Origin of the sequence: Aminobacter sp. UC22_36, from assembly GCF_044056035.1 — a bacterium.
Lineage (GTDB): Bacteria > Pseudomonadota > Alphaproteobacteria > Rhizobiales > Rhizobiaceae > Aminobacter.
In genome coordinates this window covers 2,527,307-2,547,685 of record NZ_CP171996.1, presented here as the reverse complement: position 1 = coordinate 2,547,685, position 20,379 = coordinate 2,527,307, and the positions used below count along the sequence as shown (strand labels likewise).

Annotated in this window: 20 protein-coding genes and 1 pseudogene; 10 read left to right on the top strand and 11 right to left on the bottom strand. The window is 62.6% G+C overall.

Annotated elements, in window-relative coordinates:
• Positions 1-78: 78 nt before the first annotated feature.
• Entirely contained in the window at positions 79-777 is a 699-nt protein-coding gene (locus tag ACHMW7_RS15650; protein WP_395451089.1) for a fumarylacetoacetate hydrolase family protein, read from the top strand.
• Positions 778-801: 24 nt separating this feature from the next.
• On the opposite strand, the gene ACHMW7_RS15645 is transcribed toward ACHMW7_RS15650, so the two are convergent.
• From ACHMW7_RS15645 to ACHMW7_RS15630, 4 genes are all read right to left on the bottom strand, one after another.
• The gene (locus ACHMW7_RS15645; RefSeq protein ID WP_395451088.1) at positions 802-1,287 is read right to left on the bottom strand and encodes a MaoC family dehydratase; all 486 of its coding nucleotides are present in this window, start codon (positions 1,285-1,287) and stop codon (positions 802-804) included.
• An 86-nt stretch (positions 1,288-1,373) separates the two neighbouring features.
• On the bottom strand, positions 1,374-2,882 hold the full coding sequence (locus ACHMW7_RS15640) for a helicase HerA domain-containing protein (protein WP_395451087.1): 1,509 nt from the start codon (positions 2,880-2,882) through the stop codon (positions 1,374-1,376).
• Between the two features lie 234 nt (positions 2,883-3,116).
• Positions 3,117-3,548, bottom strand: a complete 432-nt coding sequence (locus tag ACHMW7_RS15635; protein ID WP_395451086.1) for a phasin family protein — start codon at positions 3,546-3,548, stop codon at positions 3,117-3,119.
• A 70-nt stretch (positions 3,549-3,618) separates the two neighbouring features.
• Positions 3,619-4,899, bottom strand: coding sequence for a DUF445 domain-containing protein (locus ACHMW7_RS15630; RefSeq protein WP_395451085.1), 1,281 nt, complete (start codon positions 4,897-4,899; stop codon positions 3,619-3,621).
• Between the two features lie 194 nt (positions 4,900-5,093).
• On the opposite strand from ACHMW7_RS15630, the gene ACHMW7_RS15625 reads away from it, so the two are divergent.
• The 3 genes from ACHMW7_RS15625 to ACHMW7_RS15615 are packed head-to-tail and all read left to right on the top strand — an operon-like array spanning position 5,094 to position 7,403.
• Positions 5,094-5,522, top strand: coding sequence for a hypothetical protein (locus ACHMW7_RS15625; protein ID WP_395451084.1), 429 nt, complete (start codon positions 5,094-5,096; stop codon positions 5,520-5,522).
• A 44-nt stretch (positions 5,523-5,566) separates the two neighbouring features.
• On the top strand, positions 5,567-6,178 hold the full coding sequence (locus ACHMW7_RS15620) for a TetR/AcrR family transcriptional regulator (protein WP_395451083.1): 612 nt from the start codon (positions 5,567-5,569) through the stop codon (positions 6,176-6,178).
• Between the two features lie 55 nt (positions 6,179-6,233).
• Positions 6,234-7,403 (top strand): hypothetical protein, encoded by a 1,170-nt coding sequence (locus ACHMW7_RS15615; protein ID WP_395451082.1) that lies wholly within the window; start codon positions 6,234-6,236, stop codon positions 7,401-7,403.
• Here ACHMW7_RS15615 and ACHMW7_RS15610 read toward each other — a convergent pair.
• On the bottom strand, positions 7,388-7,960 hold the full coding sequence (locus tag ACHMW7_RS15610; protein ID WP_395451081.1) for a GNAT family N-acetyltransferase: 573 nt from the start codon (positions 7,958-7,960) through the stop codon (positions 7,388-7,390). The genes ACHMW7_RS15615 and ACHMW7_RS15610 overlap by 16 nt on opposite strands.
• Positions 7,961-8,191: 231 nt before the next feature.
• On the opposite strand from ACHMW7_RS15610, the gene rirA reads away from it, so the two are divergent.
• The gene (rirA, locus tag ACHMW7_RS15605) at positions 8,192-8,653 is read left to right on the top strand and encodes an iron-responsive transcriptional regulator RirA (protein WP_395451080.1); all 462 of its coding nucleotides are present in this window, start codon (positions 8,192-8,194) and stop codon (positions 8,651-8,653) included.
• Between the two features lie 6 nt (positions 8,654-8,659).
• Here rirA and ACHMW7_RS15600 read toward each other — a convergent pair whose 3' ends face one another.
• The 5 genes from ACHMW7_RS15600 to hemP are packed head-to-tail and all read right to left on the bottom strand — an operon-like array spanning position 8,660 to position 12,789.
• Positions 8,660-9,451 (bottom strand): heme ABC transporter ATP-binding protein, encoded by a 792-nt coding sequence (locus tag ACHMW7_RS15600; protein ID WP_395451079.1) that lies wholly within the window; start codon positions 9,449-9,451, stop codon positions 8,660-8,662.
• Positions 9,452-9,473: 22 nt separating this feature from the next.
• Positions 9,474-10,583 (bottom strand): FecCD family ABC transporter permease, encoded by a 1,110-nt coding sequence (locus ACHMW7_RS15595; RefSeq protein WP_395451078.1) that lies wholly within the window; start codon positions 10,581-10,583, stop codon positions 9,474-9,476.
• A gap of 10 nt (positions 10,584-10,593) precedes the next feature.
• Positions 10,594-11,490: a hemin ABC transporter substrate-binding protein gene (locus tag ACHMW7_RS15590; protein ID WP_395451077.1), complete on the bottom strand. Its 897-nt coding sequence runs from the start codon at positions 11,488-11,490 to the stop codon at positions 10,594-10,596.
• Positions 11,491-11,501: 11 nt separating this feature from the next.
• Positions 11,502-12,554, bottom strand: a complete 1,053-nt coding sequence (locus ACHMW7_RS15585; RefSeq protein WP_395451076.1) for a hemin-degrading factor — start codon at positions 12,552-12,554, stop codon at positions 11,502-11,504.
• A gap of 10 nt (positions 12,555-12,564) precedes the next feature.
• Positions 12,565-12,789: a hemin uptake protein HemP gene (gene hemP / locus ACHMW7_RS15580; protein ID WP_395451075.1), complete on the bottom strand. Its 225-nt coding sequence runs from the start codon at positions 12,787-12,789 to the stop codon at positions 12,565-12,567.
• Positions 12,790-12,993: 204 nt separating this feature from the next.
• Here hemP and ACHMW7_RS15575 point away from each other — a divergent pair, with 204 nt between their 5' ends.
• The 5 genes and pseudogenes from ACHMW7_RS15575 (at position 12,994) to ACHMW7_RS15555 (ending at position 16,633) form a co-directional block, all read left to right on the top strand.
• Positions 12,994-15,189 (top strand): TonB-dependent hemoglobin/transferrin/lactoferrin family receptor, encoded by a 2,196-nt coding sequence (locus tag ACHMW7_RS15575; RefSeq protein WP_395451074.1) that lies wholly within the window; start codon positions 12,994-12,996, stop codon positions 15,187-15,189.
• Between the two features lie 62 nt (positions 15,190-15,251).
• Positions 15,252-15,629, top strand: coding sequence for a hypothetical protein (locus ACHMW7_RS15570; RefSeq protein WP_395451339.1), 378 nt, complete (start codon positions 15,252-15,254; stop codon positions 15,627-15,629).
• Between the two features lie 60 nt (positions 15,630-15,689).
• Positions 15,690-15,944 carry a hypothetical protein gene (locus ACHMW7_RS15565; protein WP_395451073.1) on the top strand — a complete coding sequence of 85 codons (255 nt, stop codon included), beginning with the start codon at positions 15,690-15,692 and terminating at the stop codon, positions 15,942-15,944.
• Positions 15,945-15,954: 10 nt separating this feature from the next.
• Positions 15,955-16,270, top strand: a pseudogene (locus tag ACHMW7_RS15560) (antibiotic biosynthesis monooxygenase family protein).
• 3 nt (positions 16,271-16,273) lie between these two features.
• Positions 16,274-16,633 carry a bleomycin resistance protein gene (locus ACHMW7_RS15555; RefSeq protein ID WP_395451072.1) on the top strand — a complete coding sequence of 120 codons (360 nt, stop codon included), beginning with the start codon at positions 16,274-16,276 and terminating at the stop codon, positions 16,631-16,633.
• A gap of 82 nt (positions 16,634-16,715) precedes the next feature.
• Here ACHMW7_RS15555 and putA read toward each other — a convergent pair whose 3' ends face one another.
• Complete coding sequence (putA, locus tag ACHMW7_RS15550; protein ID WP_395451071.1) at positions 16,716-20,321, bottom strand: bifunctional proline dehydrogenase/L-glutamate gamma-semialdehyde dehydrogenase PutA; 3,606 nt, start codon at positions 20,319-20,321, stop codon at positions 16,716-16,718.
• Positions 20,322-20,379: the final 58 nt, after the last annotated feature.

The following is a 20,379-nucleotide window of genomic DNA, read 5'->3' as shown; positions in this document are numbered from 1 at the left end:
ATTCCGCCTGATGATTGCAAGTGGAATGATCCGGCGGATCATGCGAAAAGCCCGCATCACATTCATGGGAGGCTGCCCTTGGTCACTTTCGTCATCGCTCCACCCGAGCCAGCTTCGGTCGCCATTTCCGGTTCGCCGGATCGGTTTCCGGTTCGGCGCATCTTCTGCGTCGGCCGCAACTACGCAGCGCATGCACGCGAGATGGGCAAGGATCCGGACCGCGAGCCGCCGTTTTTCTTCGGCAAGCCAGCCGACTCAGTCGTCGACAGCGGCACAACGATCCCCTACCCGCCGCTCACCAATGACCTGCATCACGAGATCGAACTGGTCGTTGCCATCGGCCGTGGCGGTTCGAACATCGCGATCAAGGATGCGCTGGATCACGTCTGGGGTTACGGCGTCGGTATCGACTTGACCCGCCGCGATTTGCAGGAAGCAGCCAAGAAGCTGGGCCGGCCCTGGGACTGGGGCAAGGGCTTCGACCAGTCCGCCCCATGCGGCCCGCTCGTCCGAGCGCCAGAAGTCGGTCACCCCGCCAAGGGGCGCGTCTGGCTTGCCGTCAATGGCGAAACCAGGCAGCAAGGCGACCTTGCCGACCTGATCTGGTCGATCCCGGAAGTCATCGCCATCTGCAGCGAGGCGATGGAGCTCAAAGCGGGCGACCTGATCTACACCGGCACGCCGGCAGGCGTCGGCGCCGTCGAGCCCGGCGATCGCATATCAGGCGGTGTCGAAGGTGTCGGCGAGATCGCAATTACGATCGCTGCGGCGCGGTAGAAAAGGCAAGAAATCGGCGGCGGTTCAGGCCGTCGCCTTCTTGCGCTTCTCATAGAGCATGACGAGTGTTTCGGCGACGAGCGCCGGCTTGTCTTCGCCCTCGATCTCGATGGTGTTTTCAGCCTTGAGCAGATATTGCCCGGGGCCCTTGTCGGCCATCGACAGCAACACGGTGCGCATGCGCACCCGTGAACCGACCTTCACAGGCGACACGAAGCGTACCTTGTCGAGGCCATAGTTGAAGGCGGCAAGCGTGTTGTCGGGCACCACGCCGATCTCCTGCACCAGTGCTCCGATCAACGACAGGGTCAGGAAGCCATGCGCGACCGTGGTTCTGAAAGGGCTGCGCCGCCTCGCCCGTTCAGGGTCGACGTGGATCCACTGGCGGTCGCCGGTACAATCGGCAAAGGCGTCAATTCGGGTCTGGTCGACGAGCACCCAATCGGAAACGCCGAGCTCCTGCCCGATCTTCTGGCGCAATTCCTCATAGGTCTCGATTGGTTTGCGCACGCATCCTCTCCCGACGACAGCTGGCCAAGTGCTGCGTTGGGGACCATAAACGGTGCGCGCTTGTCAACCTCCAAGCAGAACCGAGGTTACTCAGCGGCCTCTCGCTCAGGGAGATCGTCTGTTCGCTCAGGGTCGCCAAGAGCGGTTTCGCAGCCGAGTTCCGGGAATGCGACGGAGCGTTTGCCGTGAAAATCGGTGCGCACGACCACCAGTCCCTGTTCCTCGAAATAGGTGAGCAGCCGCCGTGCCCGACGCGCCGAATGACTGCCATAGGCATGCGCGATAGCCGCGTCCGATGGGCAAGGCGCGCCCTTCACCGCCGCCTGTGCAACAATCAGGAACACCGCTTGCAGATCCTCGGGAAGCGCCACTGACATGCCGAGCGCCTGCTGCCAGGTGTCGCTCGACGCCGTTTCATCGTCGATGCCTGACCGCGCAACCGCATAGCGGCGGCGGAAGGTAGAAAGCGGCGGCGGCTCGCCCTGCATGCGCTTGATGCGGCAGCGGACAAGAAAATCCTGGTAGAGCACGGCATCGGTACGGAACGCCGCGTCCGGATCCTCGACCATCTCGCGCACGATCGTGTCGATCAGGGCCTCGCGCTCGGCTTCGTCGAACAACGGGAATATTGGTTCGGCGACCGGCGCCGATGCCTCGGCGCGCACCTGGGACAGCTGGGCGATGATGTCGGCCGTAGGAGTCGGTGTCGGCGGCGCGGGGCGCCGCACCGTTTGGCGCGTCTCCAACGGTGCGGGTGCGAAAATCAATTCGCGCGTATCGTCATTGGCATCAGGCAGCGGCATCAGCTTGGGGCTGACCGAACGCGCCGACGTTTCCACCGGGCCGATGGCGACGGGAAGCGGCCGGCGCGACATCGCCGGTCCCAACGCAATGAAATTGCCGCGCGCCAGATCGCGGAACATCTCGGCTTGGCGCCGCTCCATACCGAGCAGATCGGCGGCGCGCGCCATGTCGATGTCGAGGAAGGTGCGGCCCATGAGGAAGTTGGATGCTTCGGCGGCGACGTTCTTGGCGAGCTTGGCCAGACGCTGGGTAGCAATGACGCCGGCCAGTCCGCGCTTGCGGCCTCGGCACATCAGATTGGTCATGGCGCCGAGCGAAATCTTGCGCGCTTCGTCGGACACTTCGCCCGCTATGGCCGGTGCAAACAGCTGCGCCTCGTCGACCACGACCAGCACCGGATACCAGAAATCGCGCTCGGCATCGAACATGCCGTTCAAGAATGCGGCGGCACCACGCATCTGCTGCTCGACATCGAGGCCCTCGAGGTTAAGCACGACGGAAACACGATGCTGGCGGATGCGGCCAGCGATGCGAGTGAGTTCGGCCTCGGTGCGCTGGGCGTCGACCACGACATGGCCAAAACGATCGGCCAGCGTGACGAAGTCGCCTTCGGGATCGATGACGCATTGCTGTACCCAGGGCGCGCTCTGTTCGAGCAGGCGGCGCAACAGATGCGACTTTCCCGAGCCCGAATTGCCTTGAACCAGCAATCGGGTCGCCAAAAGTTCTTCGAGATCAAGCTGAGCCTTCGTCCCGCCGGACGATGCTCCCATCTCGATGCCTACCTTCATCCTCTTCCCCAGTTGAATCCTGCTGTACCGGCCCGCGAATCGGTATCGATTCGCGGAAGGCACAATACCCAGATTCAAAGTGTTAGAGCGGCTTTGTGCATCCAGATGGACGCACTGCGCTCCCGCGGTGATCGACTTTCCTTAGCATCCGAAAGCCGGCGATGCGCGGCCGGTCTCGCGAAACCCACAAGAGAGCTGACATTTGACACCGCGTCAGAATTTGACCGAGGGCAGCTACTTCTTCTTGTCGTAGCTGTCGCGGATTTCCTGCATCGACTGACGGATGCGTTCGCGCAGGATTTCAACTGATTCCGTGCCCGATTTGCGCACGATTTCAGCAACCTCTCCGGCATTCTTGAGAGCTGCCTCGAACGATCGCCTGGCGAAATCGGCCTGCTTACTGAGCAGCTCCTGCGGATTGCCCGGTGCGCGGATGCCTTGCGCGGCCTCGGTGATTTCGTGCAATGCGCTCTGGATCATTTCGCGCTGCTTGGCGACCAGCGAAGAGGCGCCCGAGGCGCCAGCCCTGACCGATTTTTCCAGCGCTTCGAGGTTCTTTCGGTGATGGCTGACAATGTCATCGACATCGACCGCGGGCATCTTCAGATCGCGGCCGAACTTCGAAAACATGTCCAGGAAGGATTCCGGTTCCGGCTTCTTGGCCATGACTTGCTCCCGTTTGGCTCCGAGGCGCTCCCGGAGGTGCAAAATCAGAATAGAGCAGCAACCGTTACGGTCAATTCGTCAGCAACAGCAGTTCGGCGGAATAGAGCGCAAGACCGGCAAGGCCGCCGATCAGCATGCCGTTGAAACGGATGTATTGCAGGTCGCGGCCGATGTTGATCTCCATCAGCCGGGTCAGCTGGCCGAGGTCCCAGCGCTTGACCTGCTCGGAAATGAAGCCTGACACGCCGCTCTTCTGGCTCTCGACGAAGGAAGCAAGCGCCACGACGAAACCGGCATTCATGTCGGCGCGGATATGGGGATCGCGCGCCAGGTTCTGGCCGACCTCAACGAACAGGCTGGTCAGGTGCTTTCGCGTCATCGAGTCGGCCGACGCAACGTCCTGTTCGATGAAACCGCGCATGCTTTTCCACACATCTTGCGCCAGGTCCCGCAGCTCAGGGCGGGCGAGGAAATTGCGCTTCAGCTGCTCGGCACGCCGGGCATAGTCGGGCGAATGACGCAGTTGGTCGATGAAGCCGTGGACAAAGTGGTCGAACTCACCACGCAGCGGATGATCGGGATCGGCCCTCACCTCTTCAAGCAAAGTGGCTGCGGATGCGACGATGCGCTTGAGCAGATAGGCGTCGGCACGGAACAGGTTGAACACCGACGGCAGTTCTTCCCTGATCTTTTCGCGCAGAACAGCCAGCGCCTGCTCGTCACCAAGGAAATTGCCGATGATCTTGGTGAATTCGTCGAGCAGGCGTTGATGCCGGCGATCATCGGTGAAAGCCGAAAGAAGTTCAGCCGCCAACGGGGCCACCTCGACCTTGCCGATGCGATCGAGCAAGCGGCGCGTGGCGAACTCGCGCAGGCCCGAGCCGTCGATCGCTTGCAACATCTGCGGCACCAGTCGGCCAACGAATAGGGACAACCCCTCCGCCTTGCTCCGGTCTGACAACCAGTCGGCGACGAGTGCGGCGAAATCCACCTCCTTCAGCTTCACGCGCACCGGCTCGGGGGCAAGGAAGTTCGATTCGATGAAACGACCGAGATTTTCGGCGATACGCTCCTGATTGGCCGGGATGATCGCCGTGTGCGGGATCGGGAGGCCAAGCGGGCGCTTGAACAGGGCAACCACCGCATACCAGTCGGCCAAGCCGCCGATGGTGGCGGCTTCGGCAAAGGCGGCGACGAAGCCCAGCCACGGCCAGCGTCCCTGCAGCGATTTGGCGATGGCAAAGATCGCGACACAAACGACCAGCGCGCCGGTGGCCACGAACTTGGTCCGGCGCAGCGCGCCGAGTTTGACCGCCTCATCCGGCTTGAGCGCGCGAGCTGTCATTGGCATCGAGGATTCGTTTGTCGCAGACATTTCGGTCCATTCCTGGTCAATTTCCGTCCTCGCATGCGGCATGCTGGGTCGACGCAACAAACATGTCCCATGCTGGTCAGATATCGAGGTGGCGCAGCCGATTACAACCCTTCCGGCAAAATCCAGCAGTTGCCATTGAATAAACAGAGCACGCGGTCTACTATTAAGACATGCGCTCGTCCTCCAGTGCCCGACGATCCAAAGCCATCCGCTTCAAGGCGAGGCTGGCTGCCTTCGCTCGCAAGAACCCGAGGCTTTATGCATCGCGCCACGTGATGGTGGCCGCCATAGAAGTCTTGGCCGGCGTTTTGGGCGTCGGGGCGATTTTTGCCTTCCTGATCCCCAACATTGACTGGTCGTGGATTCCCTGGCCAAGCCTGGATCTGTCATGGCTGCGCAACCTCTGGCCGAATTGGCTGTCCCTGCACTGGCTTTGGCCTGGCTGGCTGCATCTTAGCTTGCCGGACTGGCTGAAGCCGGTGCTTGCCTGCCTGAAATGGGTGGTCCCGATTGTCGTGGCGATCGCCGTAAGCTTCAATGAAGTGGGGCGCCGGCGCCTCCGGAAACGTTCCCGGCAGGAGCAGTCGCAGGATGAATGAGCCGATGAACCAGAGCATTTGCACTTCGCTAATGGAGGCTGCCCATGCGCACGGTTGACCCGGCCAAGCATGAAGCCAGGCGCCGGCATATCCTTACAGCAGCAGCCGAGTGCTTCGCCACCAAAGGCTTTCAGAACACCCGCACCGCGGATATCTGCGCGGCGGCAGGCATGAGTTCAGGCAACCTGTTCCACTATTTCGCCTCCAAGCAGGCGATCTTCACGGCGATCTTCGAACAGGACGGCCACGACAATGCCGCTCTGCTCGAACAGGCGGCAACGGCCGACAATGCGCTCGAGGCCTTGCTGGGCTTCGCCGAATTCATGGTCGCGCAGACGGAGTACCCGCATCTGGCAGGACTGATGCTCGAGGTCATCGCCAACGCAAAGCTCGACGCGGATTTCGCCGCCCTGCTCGACCGCAACGACCGCGAAAACCGCGACGGACTCATCACCGTGCTGAAACGAGCGGCTGCGGCCGGCCAGATCGACCCTGCGCTCGATCCAGTGACAGCGGCAAACTGGATCCTGGTGCTTATCGAAGGCGCTTTCGTCCGGGCCTCCGCTGACAGTGGTTTCCAGCCCTACCGAGACAAAGCGATGTTGCGACGCATGATCACACGTTTCCTGGCGGCGGAGGCCGACCGCCAAGCGTAGTCACGCGATCCCGCCGGATCGACGACACGGCCTCGACATATCTGGAGGGTGAAAGATGGCGAACGAAACCGTTCCGGCCAAACGGGCAATTGCGCCCGGCCGCCGGCAGATCATGAAAAGCGGAGCGTCAATTGCCGCTGGCCTGGCACTGGCGTCTGTCGTTTTCGGGCGGGCCAAGGCGAGTGAGAAACCCGATGCCACTGAAGTGAGCGCGCGCAAGCCGCTAAGCCTGCGCGGCATAGCTTACGACACCGGCACCAACTACTGGCCGGGTCAGCTGTCGCGGCAGATCTGGAACCGCACGGCAGTGCATGAGGAAATGCATGTCATCCGCGATCAGTTGCATTGCAACGCAATCAGCATTTTGGGAACCAATATTCAGCGTCTCGAACAGGCGGCGACCGCCGCTTTTAGCCAGGGACTTCAGGTCTGGATGCAGCCACGCCTGTTCGACGCCACCAAACAGGAGATGCTGACCTATCTCGGTGAGGTCGCAATGACTGCCGAGTCGCTTCGGCAACGCTACGGCAAACTCGTTCTCAATGTCGGTTGCGAGCTGTCGATGTTCACGCAAGGCTTCATCGAAGGCAGCAATTTCCAGGAGCGCATGGCGACGCTTTATGCCTCCCCGGTTCCGCTTTTTCCTGAAATCAACAAGGCGCTTGCCGAACATCTGGCCGCGGCGAGTGAAATCGCCCGCAAGCACTTCAAAGGCGAAATCACCTACAGTCCGATCCCCTGGGAGGACGTCGACTGGAAGTTGTTCGACATCGTGTCAGCGAATTATTATCGCGACGCCGACAATCGCGCGACCTATGTCGAGGGCCTGCACAAGTTGCGGCGCCATGGCAAACCAGTTGTCATTACCGAATTCGGCTGCTGCACATTCGAAGGCGCCGAGCAGCGCGGCGGAATGGGCTTTGATATCATCGACTTCGAGAAGAGCCCGCCGCGTATCCGCGAGGGCCATGTCAGGAGCGAACAAACCCAATCTGACGAGATTGCCGATCTGCTGCGCATCTACGAGGAAGAAAAGATCGACGGTGCCTTCGTCTATCAGTTCTTGTCAGAGAGCGAGGTGCACTCCACGGATCCGCGATATGACCTCGACATGGCAAGCCACGCCATCGTCAAAAGCCTGGGCATCGACCTCGCCCGCGGCACCGTGAACTGGAGCCCCAAGCTGGCATTCCACGAGATCGCGAAGATCTACAGCCGGCTTTGAAGCCCATTGTGGTTGGCCTGCCGACGCAACACAGGGCTGGCACTCCACGCCGGCAGATGATCATCGTCCGCTTCCAGTTCGATGACGCCGTTGGTCTCGCCCTGTTGGAAGCTGAGCTTGGCCTTGAACCGACGGGCAAGGGCTTTCATGGCGGAGTTGTTTGCATGGGTGGTCACCCAAAGCCGGAGGTAACCGAGCCCCCTCGCCTGCGCCACAAGGCGCTGGAACAGGCGCCCGCCGATGCCCCGGTGCTGGATCTCGCGCTCGACGCTGAAGGCGATCTCGGCTGTCGGTTCGCTCTCTTCGGCACGTTCGTGCAATTCGGCCGCCGCCAGCACCGTGTCGCCTTCGACATAGCCGATCACAGTCACGCCTTCGCGAAAGCTGCGTTCGGCATAGCTTGTCAGAAAGCCGTCATCGGTCAGGCCGTTGAACCGGTCGCGCCGGCTTTGATCGTCCAATCTCAGCAGATGTTCGGCAAAGCGGGGCAGATCGGACGGCCTGAGCTGGCGGATTACGCCCGTCAGCGGCCGTTGGGCATGTATGATCTGTTCCATGTCGTAGTCCTCATGGGTTCCTCCCCAGAGTCTGCGACTCCCGACAAGGCGCATATTGTGCAGCGCAGCATCGAAATCAACCGTTGGACCTATTCGTAAATGCACGGCTGGTGTGCGCCGAATATATGACTACTGATGTCATATATTTTGGAAGCCCTGTCTGGAATTGTTCTAAGGTATGGTCCATATTAAAGGTCACTCGCGGACTCAACGCTGAGCAAGGAACTCGCAATGCGCCTCACACGCCAGACCAACTATGCCATGCGCATCCTGATGTATTGCGCAGCGAATGACGGACGGCTGAGCCGCGTCCCTGAGATCGCCGCTGCTTACACGGTGTCGGAACTGTTCCTGTTCAAGATCCTGCAGCCGCTGGTCGAGGCCAAGCTGGTCGAGACGGTGCGCGGCCGCAATGGTGGCGTGCGCCTCGCCAAGCCGGCTGAGCAGATTTCGCTTTTTGATGTGGTTCGCGTCACCGAAGAGAGCTTCGCCATGGCAGAGTGCTTCGAAAATGACGCGGCCGAATGCCCGCTCGTCGACAGCTGCGGCTTGAATTCGGCGCTGCGCGAGGCGCTGAACGCGTTCTTTGAAGTGCTCGCCCGCTACTCGATCGCCGACCTGGTCGCCGCACGGCCGAACATGCGCGACCTGCTCGGCATCCATTTCCCCGAACAGCACGCTTTGGCGGGCTGAAGCCGGTCAGGCAACCGCCGACTGCGGCAGCACGAACGGGATGTTGGGCGCGGGCACCGTGCCCACGCGCAGCCGGCAGCCGAATACATTCTCGATCAGCTCGTCGGTAAGCACGGCTTGCGGCGACCCTGCGGCCGCCAGCTTGCCACGATGCATGACGCAGATCTGGTCGGCATACATCGCGGTCAGGTTGAGGTCGTGCAGGATCGCGACCACACCGCCGCCGCGCCGCGCGAAATCGCGGGCGATGTTCATGATGATCAGCTGGTGCTTGATATCGAGGCTGGACACAGGCTCGTCGAGGAACAGGTAGCGCGGCTGCCCGTCCAGCACCGGCGCCCAGACCTGGCACAGGACACGGGCGAGCTGGACGCGCTGCTGCTCGCCGCCCGACAGCTCCTGGTAGTAGCGCCCGGCAAAGCCTTCGAGATCAACGCGGGCCAGCGCCCGCTCAGGCAAGCGGTCGCCCTCCCCGGCCAGCGCACCGGACCTTCCTCCCGTCACGCCAAGCTTGACGATTTCGCGAACGGTGAATGGGAACGACAGCGCCGTCGACTGCGGCAGCACGGCGCGAATGCTCGCGGCTTCCCACGGCTTGAGCTTGGCTGCGTCGCGGCCATTGAGCGATACCTGGCCGGAATAGGCGAGTTCGCCCGTCAGCGCCCTCAAAAAGGTCGTCTTTCCCGAGCCGTTGGGGCCGACGATCGCTGCCAGTTCGCCCGGGCGCACGGTGAAATCGACGTCATTGACGATACGCGTGCTGCCGATCGAGACCGAGACTTGGCGTGCTTCGATCATTGTTTCCTCACAATTCGCCGCATCAAAGATCGACGACGCCGCGCTTGCGCAGCAATATCCACAGGAAGAATGGGCCGCCGACAGCCGCGGTGACGATGCCGATCGGCAGCTCCGCCGGTGCGACGACGGTGCGGCTGACCGCGTCCGCCAGAAGCAACAGGCATGCGCCCAACAGCGCCGATGCCGGCAGCAGGTAGCGGTTGTCGGGCCCGATCGCCAGGCGCAGCAGATGCGGCACGACGATGCCGACGAAGCCGATGCCGCCGCTGACCGCCACCGAAGCACCGATTGCCGCCGAAACCGCAACAATCGCCACATATTTCAGCCGCTGCACTGGAACGCCGAGATGACTTGCCGTCGCCTCGCCCAGCGCCAGCGCATTGAGCCCTTTGGCCATGAACGGTGTTGTCGCCAGTGCCAGCACAATGATCGGCCCGGCACCAGCAATCTTCAGCCAGGTTGCCCCCGCAAGCGAGCCGAGTTGCCAGAACGTCAGATCGCGCAACTGCCTGTCGTCGGCGATGTAGACCAGCACACCGGTCAGCGCCATGGCCATCGCGCCCAGCGCGATGCCGGCCAAAAGCATGGTGGCGATCGATGTCCGCCCGTGACGGGTTGCGACATTGTAGAGAATGATGGTGGTGAGCAGGCCACCGCCAAACGCCGCGAACGGCAGCGCGTAGCTGCCGAGCAAGGCGGTCAACGGCGCAAGCACCGTTGCCCCCAGCACGATCACCGAGACCGCGCCAAGCCCTGCGCCGGCTGATACACCGACCAGGCCGGGGTCGGCCAGCGGATTGCGGAACAGGCCTTGCATGACTGCGCCCGATACGGCAAGCGCCGCGCCGACAAGCATGCCCATCACGATACGCGGCAAGCGGATGTCGTAGACGATGACACTGTCCCTCATGGAGAGCGCCTCATTGCCGGGCGTCGCCCCGAACAGCCAGCTGTGAACGAGCCCGAGCGCCGAGGCGTCAGATGCGCCCCAGGTCAGGCTGAACAACGCCGTGACAGCCAGGACCATGGCGAGCACGCCGATGGCCAGCAAAGCACAGCCGGAGCGGTCGCCACGTGCATGGCCACCACTCTCCTGCACGCCGGCAGCGCCGGCGATCGTTTCTTCCACCACTGTCTAAGCCTTACTTCTTGACCGCATCGCCATAGAACGCAACGGCGAGATCCTTGATCGCCGCCGCCGTCCGTGGACCGAAGCCGAGCAGATAGGCCCCGTCCATGCGGATCACGCGCTTGGCCTGTCCGGCCGGCGTCGAGGCGATGGCCGGATGGGCGAACAGCTCGTCGTCAGGGACTGCGGTGCCGCCGCCGCGATCCATCATCAGGATCACGTCAGGCTTGGCGGTGATCGCCGCCTCGTCGGTGAGTTGCTTGTAGCCGGGGTAGCCTTCCACTGCATTGACGCCACCCGCCAGCACGATGATGCCGTCGGCAGCGGTATGGTTGCCGGACGCCAGGATCTTGCCGCCCTGCATGCTCAGAATGAACAGCACACGCTTGCGTTCGCCCTGCGCGATGTCCTTGGTCAGCGCCTCGGCATCCGACAGCTGCTTGCCGACGTCGGCGGCAAGCGCCTCGGCCTTGGCATCGGCGCCGAGCGCCTTGCCGACGATGCGGATCTTCTGCAGGATGCCGTCATGGCTGAAGCCTTCCGGCACCTGGATGTAGGGAACGCTGGCCTTCTTCAGGACGTCGATGGCTTCCTTCGGCCCGCTGCCTTCGAGCGCCAGGATGCCGGTCGGGTTGACCGACAGCACACCCTCGGGCGACAGCGCCCGCATGTAGCCGACGTCGGGAAGCTTGAACACCGCTTCTGGATAGACGCTGGTCGAATCGCGGGCAACGAGTGCCCGTTCTTCGCCGAGTGCATAGACGATTTCGGTGATCGAGCCGCCAACGGAGGCGACACGCGTGCGGTCAGGCAGAACCGAGGCTCCCTCGACCGCCAGGCTGGCTGTGCCAGATGCAAGCAGAACCGACAGGCCTAGTGCGGCTGAGCGCAGCCGTTGGGTAGTCGACATGATCATTCTCCTTACGCCGCGTTCTGCTGCGCAACCGGCAAGGCCTCGACGAGTCCGCGCCAATCCGCGCGCTCGTCATGGCCCTCCTTACGCTTGCCGAAGAACTGGATGATCATCTCGCCATTGGCGTCATAGGCCTCGACCGACGTCACATGACCATCCTTGGTCGGCTTGCGAACAGCCCAGAGCTCCTGGACATGATCGGTTCGGAGATGGAGATGGAACGTCTCGTCCATCACATTAAGCCACGGACCCATCGGCTTGATGTTCTTGACCGCACCGGAATGGATCTGGATGCAACCATGATTGCCGACAAAGCACATGATCAGCTGGCCGCTGGCCGCCGCCCGGTCGAACACGGCCGGCAGCGCGTCATGTTCCAGCCTCCAGGCATAGTCCTGGCCGACCATGCGCATGGCCTGCTGGCGACCGAGCTTGAGCGACTTCAGCATGCCGAAGAACTCATGCGTGTCGGTCAGCTTGCTCCAGCGATCGCGCAGCTCCTCGACACCGGTCGACGTCTCCTCGTCCGGTGACTTCGCGACGGAAGGAACCGTCACGATGGAAGGATCCTGGTTGTCGCTGATCAGCGACTCCACCAGTTTCTGATAGGCATAGAGGTTGGACGCCGGACGCAGATGGATCTTGTGCACCGCCATGCCGGCAGCATCGAAGAACTGCAAGCTGTGGCGGATTTCGTCGCCATCGCGCTTTTCCACGGCAAAGCCATGGACCCAGGCTGTCGGAAAGATCCTGAGGTCGATCTGTTCGCCGAGCACCATCGCGGCCTGCGTGCCGGGCACGACCTTGTCGTAGATGCCGATCTTCTCGTGGACCGCGCTTTCATTGCGGGTCAGGGCCATGACCTCACCGACGGCCTCGATGCCGGCAAGCAGGTCATTGACGCGCGGTTCGATGCGAACGACACCCTCGCCGCAATGCGCGGCCACCAGTTCAGCTTCGGAAATACCGAGCTGGCTGGCGAGATCGCGCTCGCGCATCTTGGGGTTGTCAGTTCGCGCCCGCCTGATTTCGTGTGGGTTGGGCCTTACGCGCTGGTCCATATGGAAACACCTACTTGTTGAGAATGAGTTTGCCCTGACGGGTGATCTTCAGGCGGTAGAGAGCGCCGCCATGGTCGATGCCGATCTCGAAATCACCGAGAAACAACGACTCGCTGGTCAGTGTCCTGATCGCGAGGGTTCCGGCAATTGGACGCACCGGTACCTGCCCTTCCGGCCGGCGATAGCCTTGGCGGAATTGGCCAGAACGGAAATGGTTCGGATTGTGTGAATTCATCTCATTCCACTCCTTCATCCATTCGCCGCGCCGGAAAAGCCCGGTCGAGGCCCTCATGTTTAAATCTATTAGTTGACTCGAACATTCATGTTTATTAGTCAGTGCAATACCGGAGTGATCAAGTCAAGATTTAAGGCGTGGCCGGCGAACGAAAATTTGCAAGCGAGCGAAATGCGAGCCAGCGCGGGACATTTGGAGTGGGACATGGGGCTAGTTGGTCGGAATAAGGCAGCTCTGCTGGGCGGAGCGGCGATAGCGGTACTCGTGGGCGCGCATGCGGCCCACGCGCAGGAAGCAAAAACCACAGAGCAGGACAAGAAGCCGCGCGTCACCGTCCTGCAGCGCCTCGTCGTCAGCGCCGGCGTGGCCAAGGTCGCAATCGACACGCCGCAGGCGGTGACTGTGATCGACCAGGAGGACATCGACCAGAAGCAGGCGACCACCATAGGCGAGATCCTGAAGACGACCCCTGGCGTGCAGGTGCTCGGTTCCGACCGCGTCTTCGGCGAGGCCTTCAACATCCGCGGCATCGGCGCGACGGAAAACTCGGCCGATGCCGCCCGCATCGTCGTCACGGTCGACGGCGCGCCGAAGTTCAATGAGCAGTACCGCATGGGCTCATTCTTCTCCGACCCAGAACTCTACAAGAAGGTCGAGGTCCTGCGCGGCCCGGCGTCGTCGACGCTTTACGGATCAGGCGCCCTGGGCGGCGTCATCAACTTCACGACCAAGGACGCTTCCGACTTCATCGCCGAAGGCGACCGCGGTGCTGTCCGGCTCAAGGGCGCCTATGAAAGCAATGGCGACGGCACGCTGACCTCGGCGATCTGGGCACACCGTTTCAACGACGCGTTCGAGGTACTGGCACAGGGCAACTGGCGCCGCTCCAACGACATGGAAAAGGCCAACGGCGTTACACTCGCCGGTTCGGAATTCGACGCATTCTCTGGCCTTCTCAAAGGCACCTATCGCATCGACGACGAACAGATCGTTCGCGCGTCGTACCAGCGCTGGGACAGCGACGCCGACGATCAGCCCTATACCCAGACCAGCACGACCAATCCTGTCGCAGGGTTCGGTACCACCGACCGCCATGTCATCGACCAGACCTGGGTGCTGAGCTACGAGAACGAAGCCGCCGACAACCCATGGCTCGATCTCAACGTGAACCTGTCCTACTCGGACACGACAAACAGCCAGTCCGGCAATCCCAACGCTCCGGCACTGCCAAGCACCGGCAATACCGCGATTCTCAACGACACCGACTACGGCTACAAGACCATCCAGCTGAAGGCCGACAACACCTTCGACTACACCGGCGAAAATTTTAAGAACTTCCTGACTGTCGGTTTCCAGGCCAGCCATCAGGACCGCGTTGCCGATCGCCCCTCGGGTGCCGCCAGGTTGACAGCCCATCCTGAAGGCCAGGAAAACAAGCTCGGCCTGTTTGCCCAGAACGAGTTCGTCTGGGACGACCGCCTGACCCTGATTGCTGGCGCGCGCACCGATTTCCATGCGATGGACCCGTCCGACACGATCCCCGGCGCGAAGGACATCGACGGCACCGCCTTCTCGCCGAAGGTCGCAGCCCTCTACAAGTTCAACGACAACTTCAACGTCTTCGGCTCGATCGCGCACACCGAACGCTTCCCGACGCTCGACGAACTGTTTTCGACCTCGGTCGCGCCGCCGACGATTCGTGGCCTGAGCCTCGACCTCAAGAAGGAATCGTCCAACAACTACGAGGTTGGCTTCGGCACCTCGCATGACAATGTTCTGGGCCTGGACAACACCGTCAGCCTCAAGGCGACGGCGTTCCACAACGACATCACCGATGGCATCCGCCTCAACCCGTTCGCGATCGGTGCGACCGCCCCGTATTATGTCAACGTCAGCAAGATCAACATCTACGGCGTCGAGCTCGAGGGCTCCTATGAGTCCGAATACGTCTTCGGCCGCCTCGCCTACACCCACCTCAAGGGCGAATACCCCAATGGTTGGGTTGGCCGTAATGCGGCCAATACCATCGCGCCGGGCACCACGCTGGAGACAATTCCGCAAGACAAGCTGGTGCTGACGCTCGGCGGACGCCTGCCCGAGCATGGCATCACCTTGGGCGCCACAACGACGTTTGCGTTCCGGCCTGACTACTTTACCCCGATTGCGCCGGTTCCGTTCAACCCAGCCAGCCAGGCGGCCGGCGATGGCCCATCCGGATCGTGGACCCGTGTCGATCTGTTCGCCTCGTGGAAGCCCACCGAAGGCCAGTTCGTCGGCTGGGAAGGCCAGTTCGGCGTCCAGAACCTGTTCAACGAAGACTACCGCGAGAACCTGTTGAACGACCGCTCCAAGGGCCGCACTTTCAAGCTGACCCTCGCCAAGCAGTTCGGATACCAATAATGCAGCAGTCGCGATCAGCGGCCGGCCTCCTCGCCGGCTTCGCATTCCTTGCATCGACAGGCATGGCGGGCGCTCAAAGCGCCCCGCCAGCCCCAGCGCTTGTGCTCGAGCTCAACGCTGCCCAGCCCTCCGACAAGGGCTGCCGCTTCACCTTCGTCGTGACCAACAATCTCGGCGCCGAGCTTTCCAAGGCGGCGTTCGAGATCGCGCTGTTCAACGAGGCGGGCGTTGTCGACAGGCTCACAGTGCTCGACTTCAAGGAGCTGCCGGCAGGCAAGACCAAGGTCACGCGGTTCGACCTGTCGGGTACCGACTGCACGAAGGTCAGCCGTGTCTTGATCAACCAGGCCACCGATTGCGCCGGCGGCGGCATCGACGCGACGGCCTGTCTCAAGGCGCTGCGGACCGAAACCAGATCCGGCATCGCCTTCGGCATTTGAGACCAGGCCTTGCCCAGACTCCTCTCCCCTGGCGCCACGCGCATCGAAAGGCATAAACGCATGTTCGGACTGAACAAATTCGATCAGATGGTGAAACGCCAGGGTGATGGCCTGCTGCCCGAGATGCGCGAGTTGTTCGACCGCCTGGCGGCAGTTCGGGCAAGCGAAAACGTCACCGACCTCGCCAGCTACCGTGCCCAGTCAACGAGCCAGGCTGGCCCAAGTCAGAGAATCGCCGGTGACAGCACCGGCGCCAATGTTGTGTCGCTACGCAGCGCTCAAAGGACTACAACAGCGCAACGCAAGGCCCGTTGAAAGGAAGACCATGTACATCGCAATGAACCGCTTCAAGGTGCAGAACGGCTCCGAGACCGCCTTTGAAGACGTCTGGAAAAACCGCGAACTCATCGCTGAACGAGATGAAGGGTTTTCGTGAATTCCACCTGCTGCGCGGCCCGGTGAATGAGGCCGAAGGCTATACGCTTTACGCTTCGCATACCGTGTGGGCGAGCCAGGACGACTTCGTCGCCTGGACCAAGTCGGAAAACTTCCGCAACGCCCACAAGAATGCCGGCTCGTCCAAGGCATCCTATGTCGGCCATCCGCAGTTCGAGGGCTTTTCGGTCGTCGAAGGCGCCTGAGAATTGACCGACTTCGCCCGCAGCATCCCTGTCATGCCTTCGCCAGACATCGGCGAAAGCCGCGATTTCTACCGCGACAGGCTCGGTTTCGAGGTCATCGGTCCCGAGATGGACGACTACCTGATCGTGCGGCGCGGCGAGATCGAGATCCATTTCTGGAAGTCAAACGACCGCAAGCTGCCCGAGGTGACGTCCTGCTACATCAGGGGCGGCGAGGTTCCTGCCCTTCACGCCGAGTTTTCGGCGCGTGGTGTCGAGAGGTTGAGCCCATTTACCGTACGGCCGTGGAAGATGAAGGAGTTCTATATCCACGACCCGCACGGCAACCTGCTGCGCTTTGGTTGCGCGCCGGAAGAAATCTGAAAAAGGGGCAGGCTTCGGCCTGCCCCTTTCGTTTTATGAGAGCATGATCCAAAACCGGCTGCCGCTTTTCGGAATCATGCCTTTAGGCCGATGCCAGCAGGCTGGCATTGCCGCCCGCCGCTGTCGTATCAACGCACACCGCCCGCTCATGGGCATAGGCAGCCGGGTAGATCACTTCGCTGATCAGCGGCACGATCGGGCCCTTGCGCTGGGCAATCACCTTGCGGACGATGCGCATGCTCTCTTCGGTTCCCGAATAGGCAACGACGTCGACATCAAGCGAACGCGCCTCGACCGGATCGGGACGACCGTCGATCGCAGCGATCGGCAACCCTTTGCCAAGCAGCGCATGCACCGCAGCCGGCGCGCCAGGCGCGACGGCCAGGACCGCGTTGCCGGCGGCAAGCGCCTGGATCGCCTGGGCCAGCAAGGTCTCGGCATCCGGCCCCAGGCACAGCACGCGCCCACGCGGGTTGAGCGACAGCGTGTTCGCCTCGCCCGTCGGTCCAGGCAGGTCGACCTGGCCGAAATCGATGCCTGCAGCAGCGGCAATCGCCTGAGCACCTTTTCCGCGCAGATGCTTGCGCAGGATGGCGATACGGTCAGGCCGCGTCGCCCATTCGCCGGCATTGACAAGGTTGTCGACAAGTTCGGTCGCCGTCACCTTGTGGCCGTCCGGCAGCACGGTGCCGGCTTCGGGCGCCTTGCGGAAACGGCGAAGATAGTGCGGGCCGCCCGCCTTGGGGCCGGTGCCAGACAGTCCCTCGCCGCCGAATGGCTGCGAACCGACGACCGCGCCGATCTGGTTGCGGTTGACGTAGATGTTGCCGGCATGGATGCCATCGACAATGTGCTGGACGCGCCCTTCAATGCGGGTGTGCAGGCCGAAGGTCAGGCCGTAGCCCTTGCGGTTGATCGCCGCAATGACGTCGTCGAGTTGGTCCGCCTCGAAGCTTGCGACATGCAGCACCGGGCCAAACACCTCGCGCTCCATCTCCTCGATGCCTTTGACACGGAAGACGTGCGGCGCAACGAAGCGGCCATCGGCTGGCGCCTCGAGCTTGGCGATGAGCTTGCCCTTGGATTCCATCGCAGCGCAATAGTCGCTGATCGAGCTCTGCGCGTCCTCGTCGATGACGGGGCCGACATCGGTGGACAGCTGCCACGGATCGCCGATGCTGAGCGCATCCATCGCGCCTTTCAGCATCTCGACCATCTTCTTTTCGACGTCGGTCTGGACGTAGAGCACGCGCAGCGCCGAGCAGCGCTGGCCGGCACTCTGGAACGACGACGCCAAAACGTCGCGGATCGCCTGCTCGGGCAAAGCGGTGGAATCGACGATCATCGCGTTGAGGCCGCCGGTTTCGGCGATCAGCATCGCGTCGGGCGCAGCGGTATCGGCAAGCTGCCTTTCGATCAGCTTGGCAACTTCCGTCGAGCCGGTGAAGCAGACACCGGCGATGCGCGGATCGGCCGTCAGCGGTGCGCCGACGGTCGGGCCGTCGCCCGGCAGGAGCTGGATCACATCTTCCGGCACGCCGGCCTCGCGCATCAGGGCAACCGCACGCGCAGCAATCAGCGGCGTCTGCTCGGCGGGCTTGGCAATGACGGAATTGCCGGTGACCAGTGCCGCCGCGATCTGGCCGGTGAATATGGCGAGCGGGAAATTCCACGGCGAAATGCAGACGATCGCGCCGCGTGCCTCGGTGCCGGCCTCGGTCTTCTCGGCTTCGGCAGCGTAGTAGCGCAGGAAGTCGACTGCCTCGCGCACCTCGGCGACGCCGTCAGACAACGACTTGCCGGCCTCGCGTGTGGCCAGTGCAAAGAACTCGGCGGCATTGGCCTCGTAGAGGTCAGCTGTGCGCCGCAGGATGGCGGCGCGTTCAGCAACGGGCTTCTTCGCCCAGGCCGGCTGCGCCTCGATGGCGAAACGCACGGCCGTCGGCACCTGCTTGGCGGCGGCTTCCGTGACAGTTCCGACAACATCCTGCGGCTTTGCCGGGTTGATCACCTTGCGCGACGCACCGTAGCCAGCAGCACGGGTGACCGGCTTGGCCACCCACTTGTCGGCGCCCTTGAATTCAGCCTTGGCCTTGTCGAGTGCAGCCAGCGTCACCGGGTCGGTGATGTCCCAGCCCTTGGCGTTCCTGCGCCCAGCACCGAAGATCGAGGCAGGCGCCGGAATCGAGGGATTGGACGCAGGCCCTTGTGTTTCCACCGTTTCGAGCGGGTCGCGGGCGATGTCCTCAGGCGCGACATCCTCGTCGGTCAGCTGGTGCACGAAGGACGAATTGGCACCGTTTTCAAGCAGGCGGCGCACGAGATAGGCGAGCAGGTCGGAATGCGCGCCGACCGGGGCATAGATGCGGCAGCGCGTGCCTTCGGACTTGCGCACCGTCTCATGCAGCGCTTCGCCCATGCCATGCAGGCGCTGGAACTCGAAAGAGGTGCGGTCCTTGGCCATCGACAGGATGGCGGCGACGGTGTGCGCGTTGTGGGTAGCGAACTGCGGGTAGATGCGGTCGGTCATCGACAACAGCTTGCGGGCACAAGCCATGTAGGAGACGTCGGTATTGGCCTTGCGGGTGAACACCGGATAACCCGGCAGGCCAAGCGTCTGCGCGCGCTTGATCTCGGTGTCCCAATAGGCGCCCTTGACTAGGCGCACCATGATGTTGCGGTCGAGCTTGTTGGCGACCGCATAGAGCCAGTCGATGACGAATGCGGTGCGCGGGCCATAAGCCTGCACCACCACGCCAAAACCGTTCCAGCCGGCGAGTTGCGGGTCGGCCAGTACACGCTCGATGACGTCGAGCGACAAATCGAGGCGGTCAGCCTCTTCGGCGTCGATGTTGAGACCCATGCGGGCATGCTTGGCGGCCAGGCACAGCGACAGCAGGCGCTCGGCCATGACGGGCAGCATCGCGTCCTTGTGCGAGACTTCGTAGCGCGGATGAAGCGCCGACAGCTTGACCGAAATGCCATGGTTGTAGCGGATGTCGGGGCCGTTGGTGCCGTTGTCGAGTGACGAGATCGCCTCGGCATAAGCGCGGTGATAGCGCAGCGCATCGGTCTCGGTGCGGGCGGCCTCGCCCAGCATGTCGAAGGAATAGAGATAGCCCTTCTGGATCATCGAACGGCCGCGCTTGACGGCTTCCGTAATCGTGCGGCCGAGCACGAACTGCTCGCCCATTTCGCGCATCGCCGCGGCAACCGCGGTGCGGATGACCGGTTCGCCCAGGCGACGCACCATCGAGCGCAGCGTGCGTTCGATCGACCCCTCGCCTTCGTCAAGCACGCGGCCGGTCAGCATCAGCGCCCAGGTCGAGGCATTGACGAAGATCGAGCTCGATCCACCCGAATGCGACGACCAGTCATGCGGGGCGATCTTGTCCTTGATCAGGTCGTCCATCGTTTCGGTGTCGGGCACGCGCAACAGGGCCTCGGCAAGGCACATCAGCGCCACGCCCTCCTTGGTCGACAGGCCATAAGCGGAGAGGAAGACTTCCATCAGCCGCGGATCGGTCGAACCGCGCACGGCCCGCACCAGGTCGGCGGCGCGGGCGGAGATCGCCTTGCGGTCATCTAGGGAAAGAGCGGCAGTCGCCGACAGCCTTCTTACGGCTTCAGCTTCGTCCGGGAGATAGTTGGCGCGGATTTCCTGGCGGATCGGGTCGAGCGCTGGCATGGCGTTCCTGTCGAGCAAGTTGAGGCTGCGCCCGGCGGAAACTCGCTGCCGAGCCTTT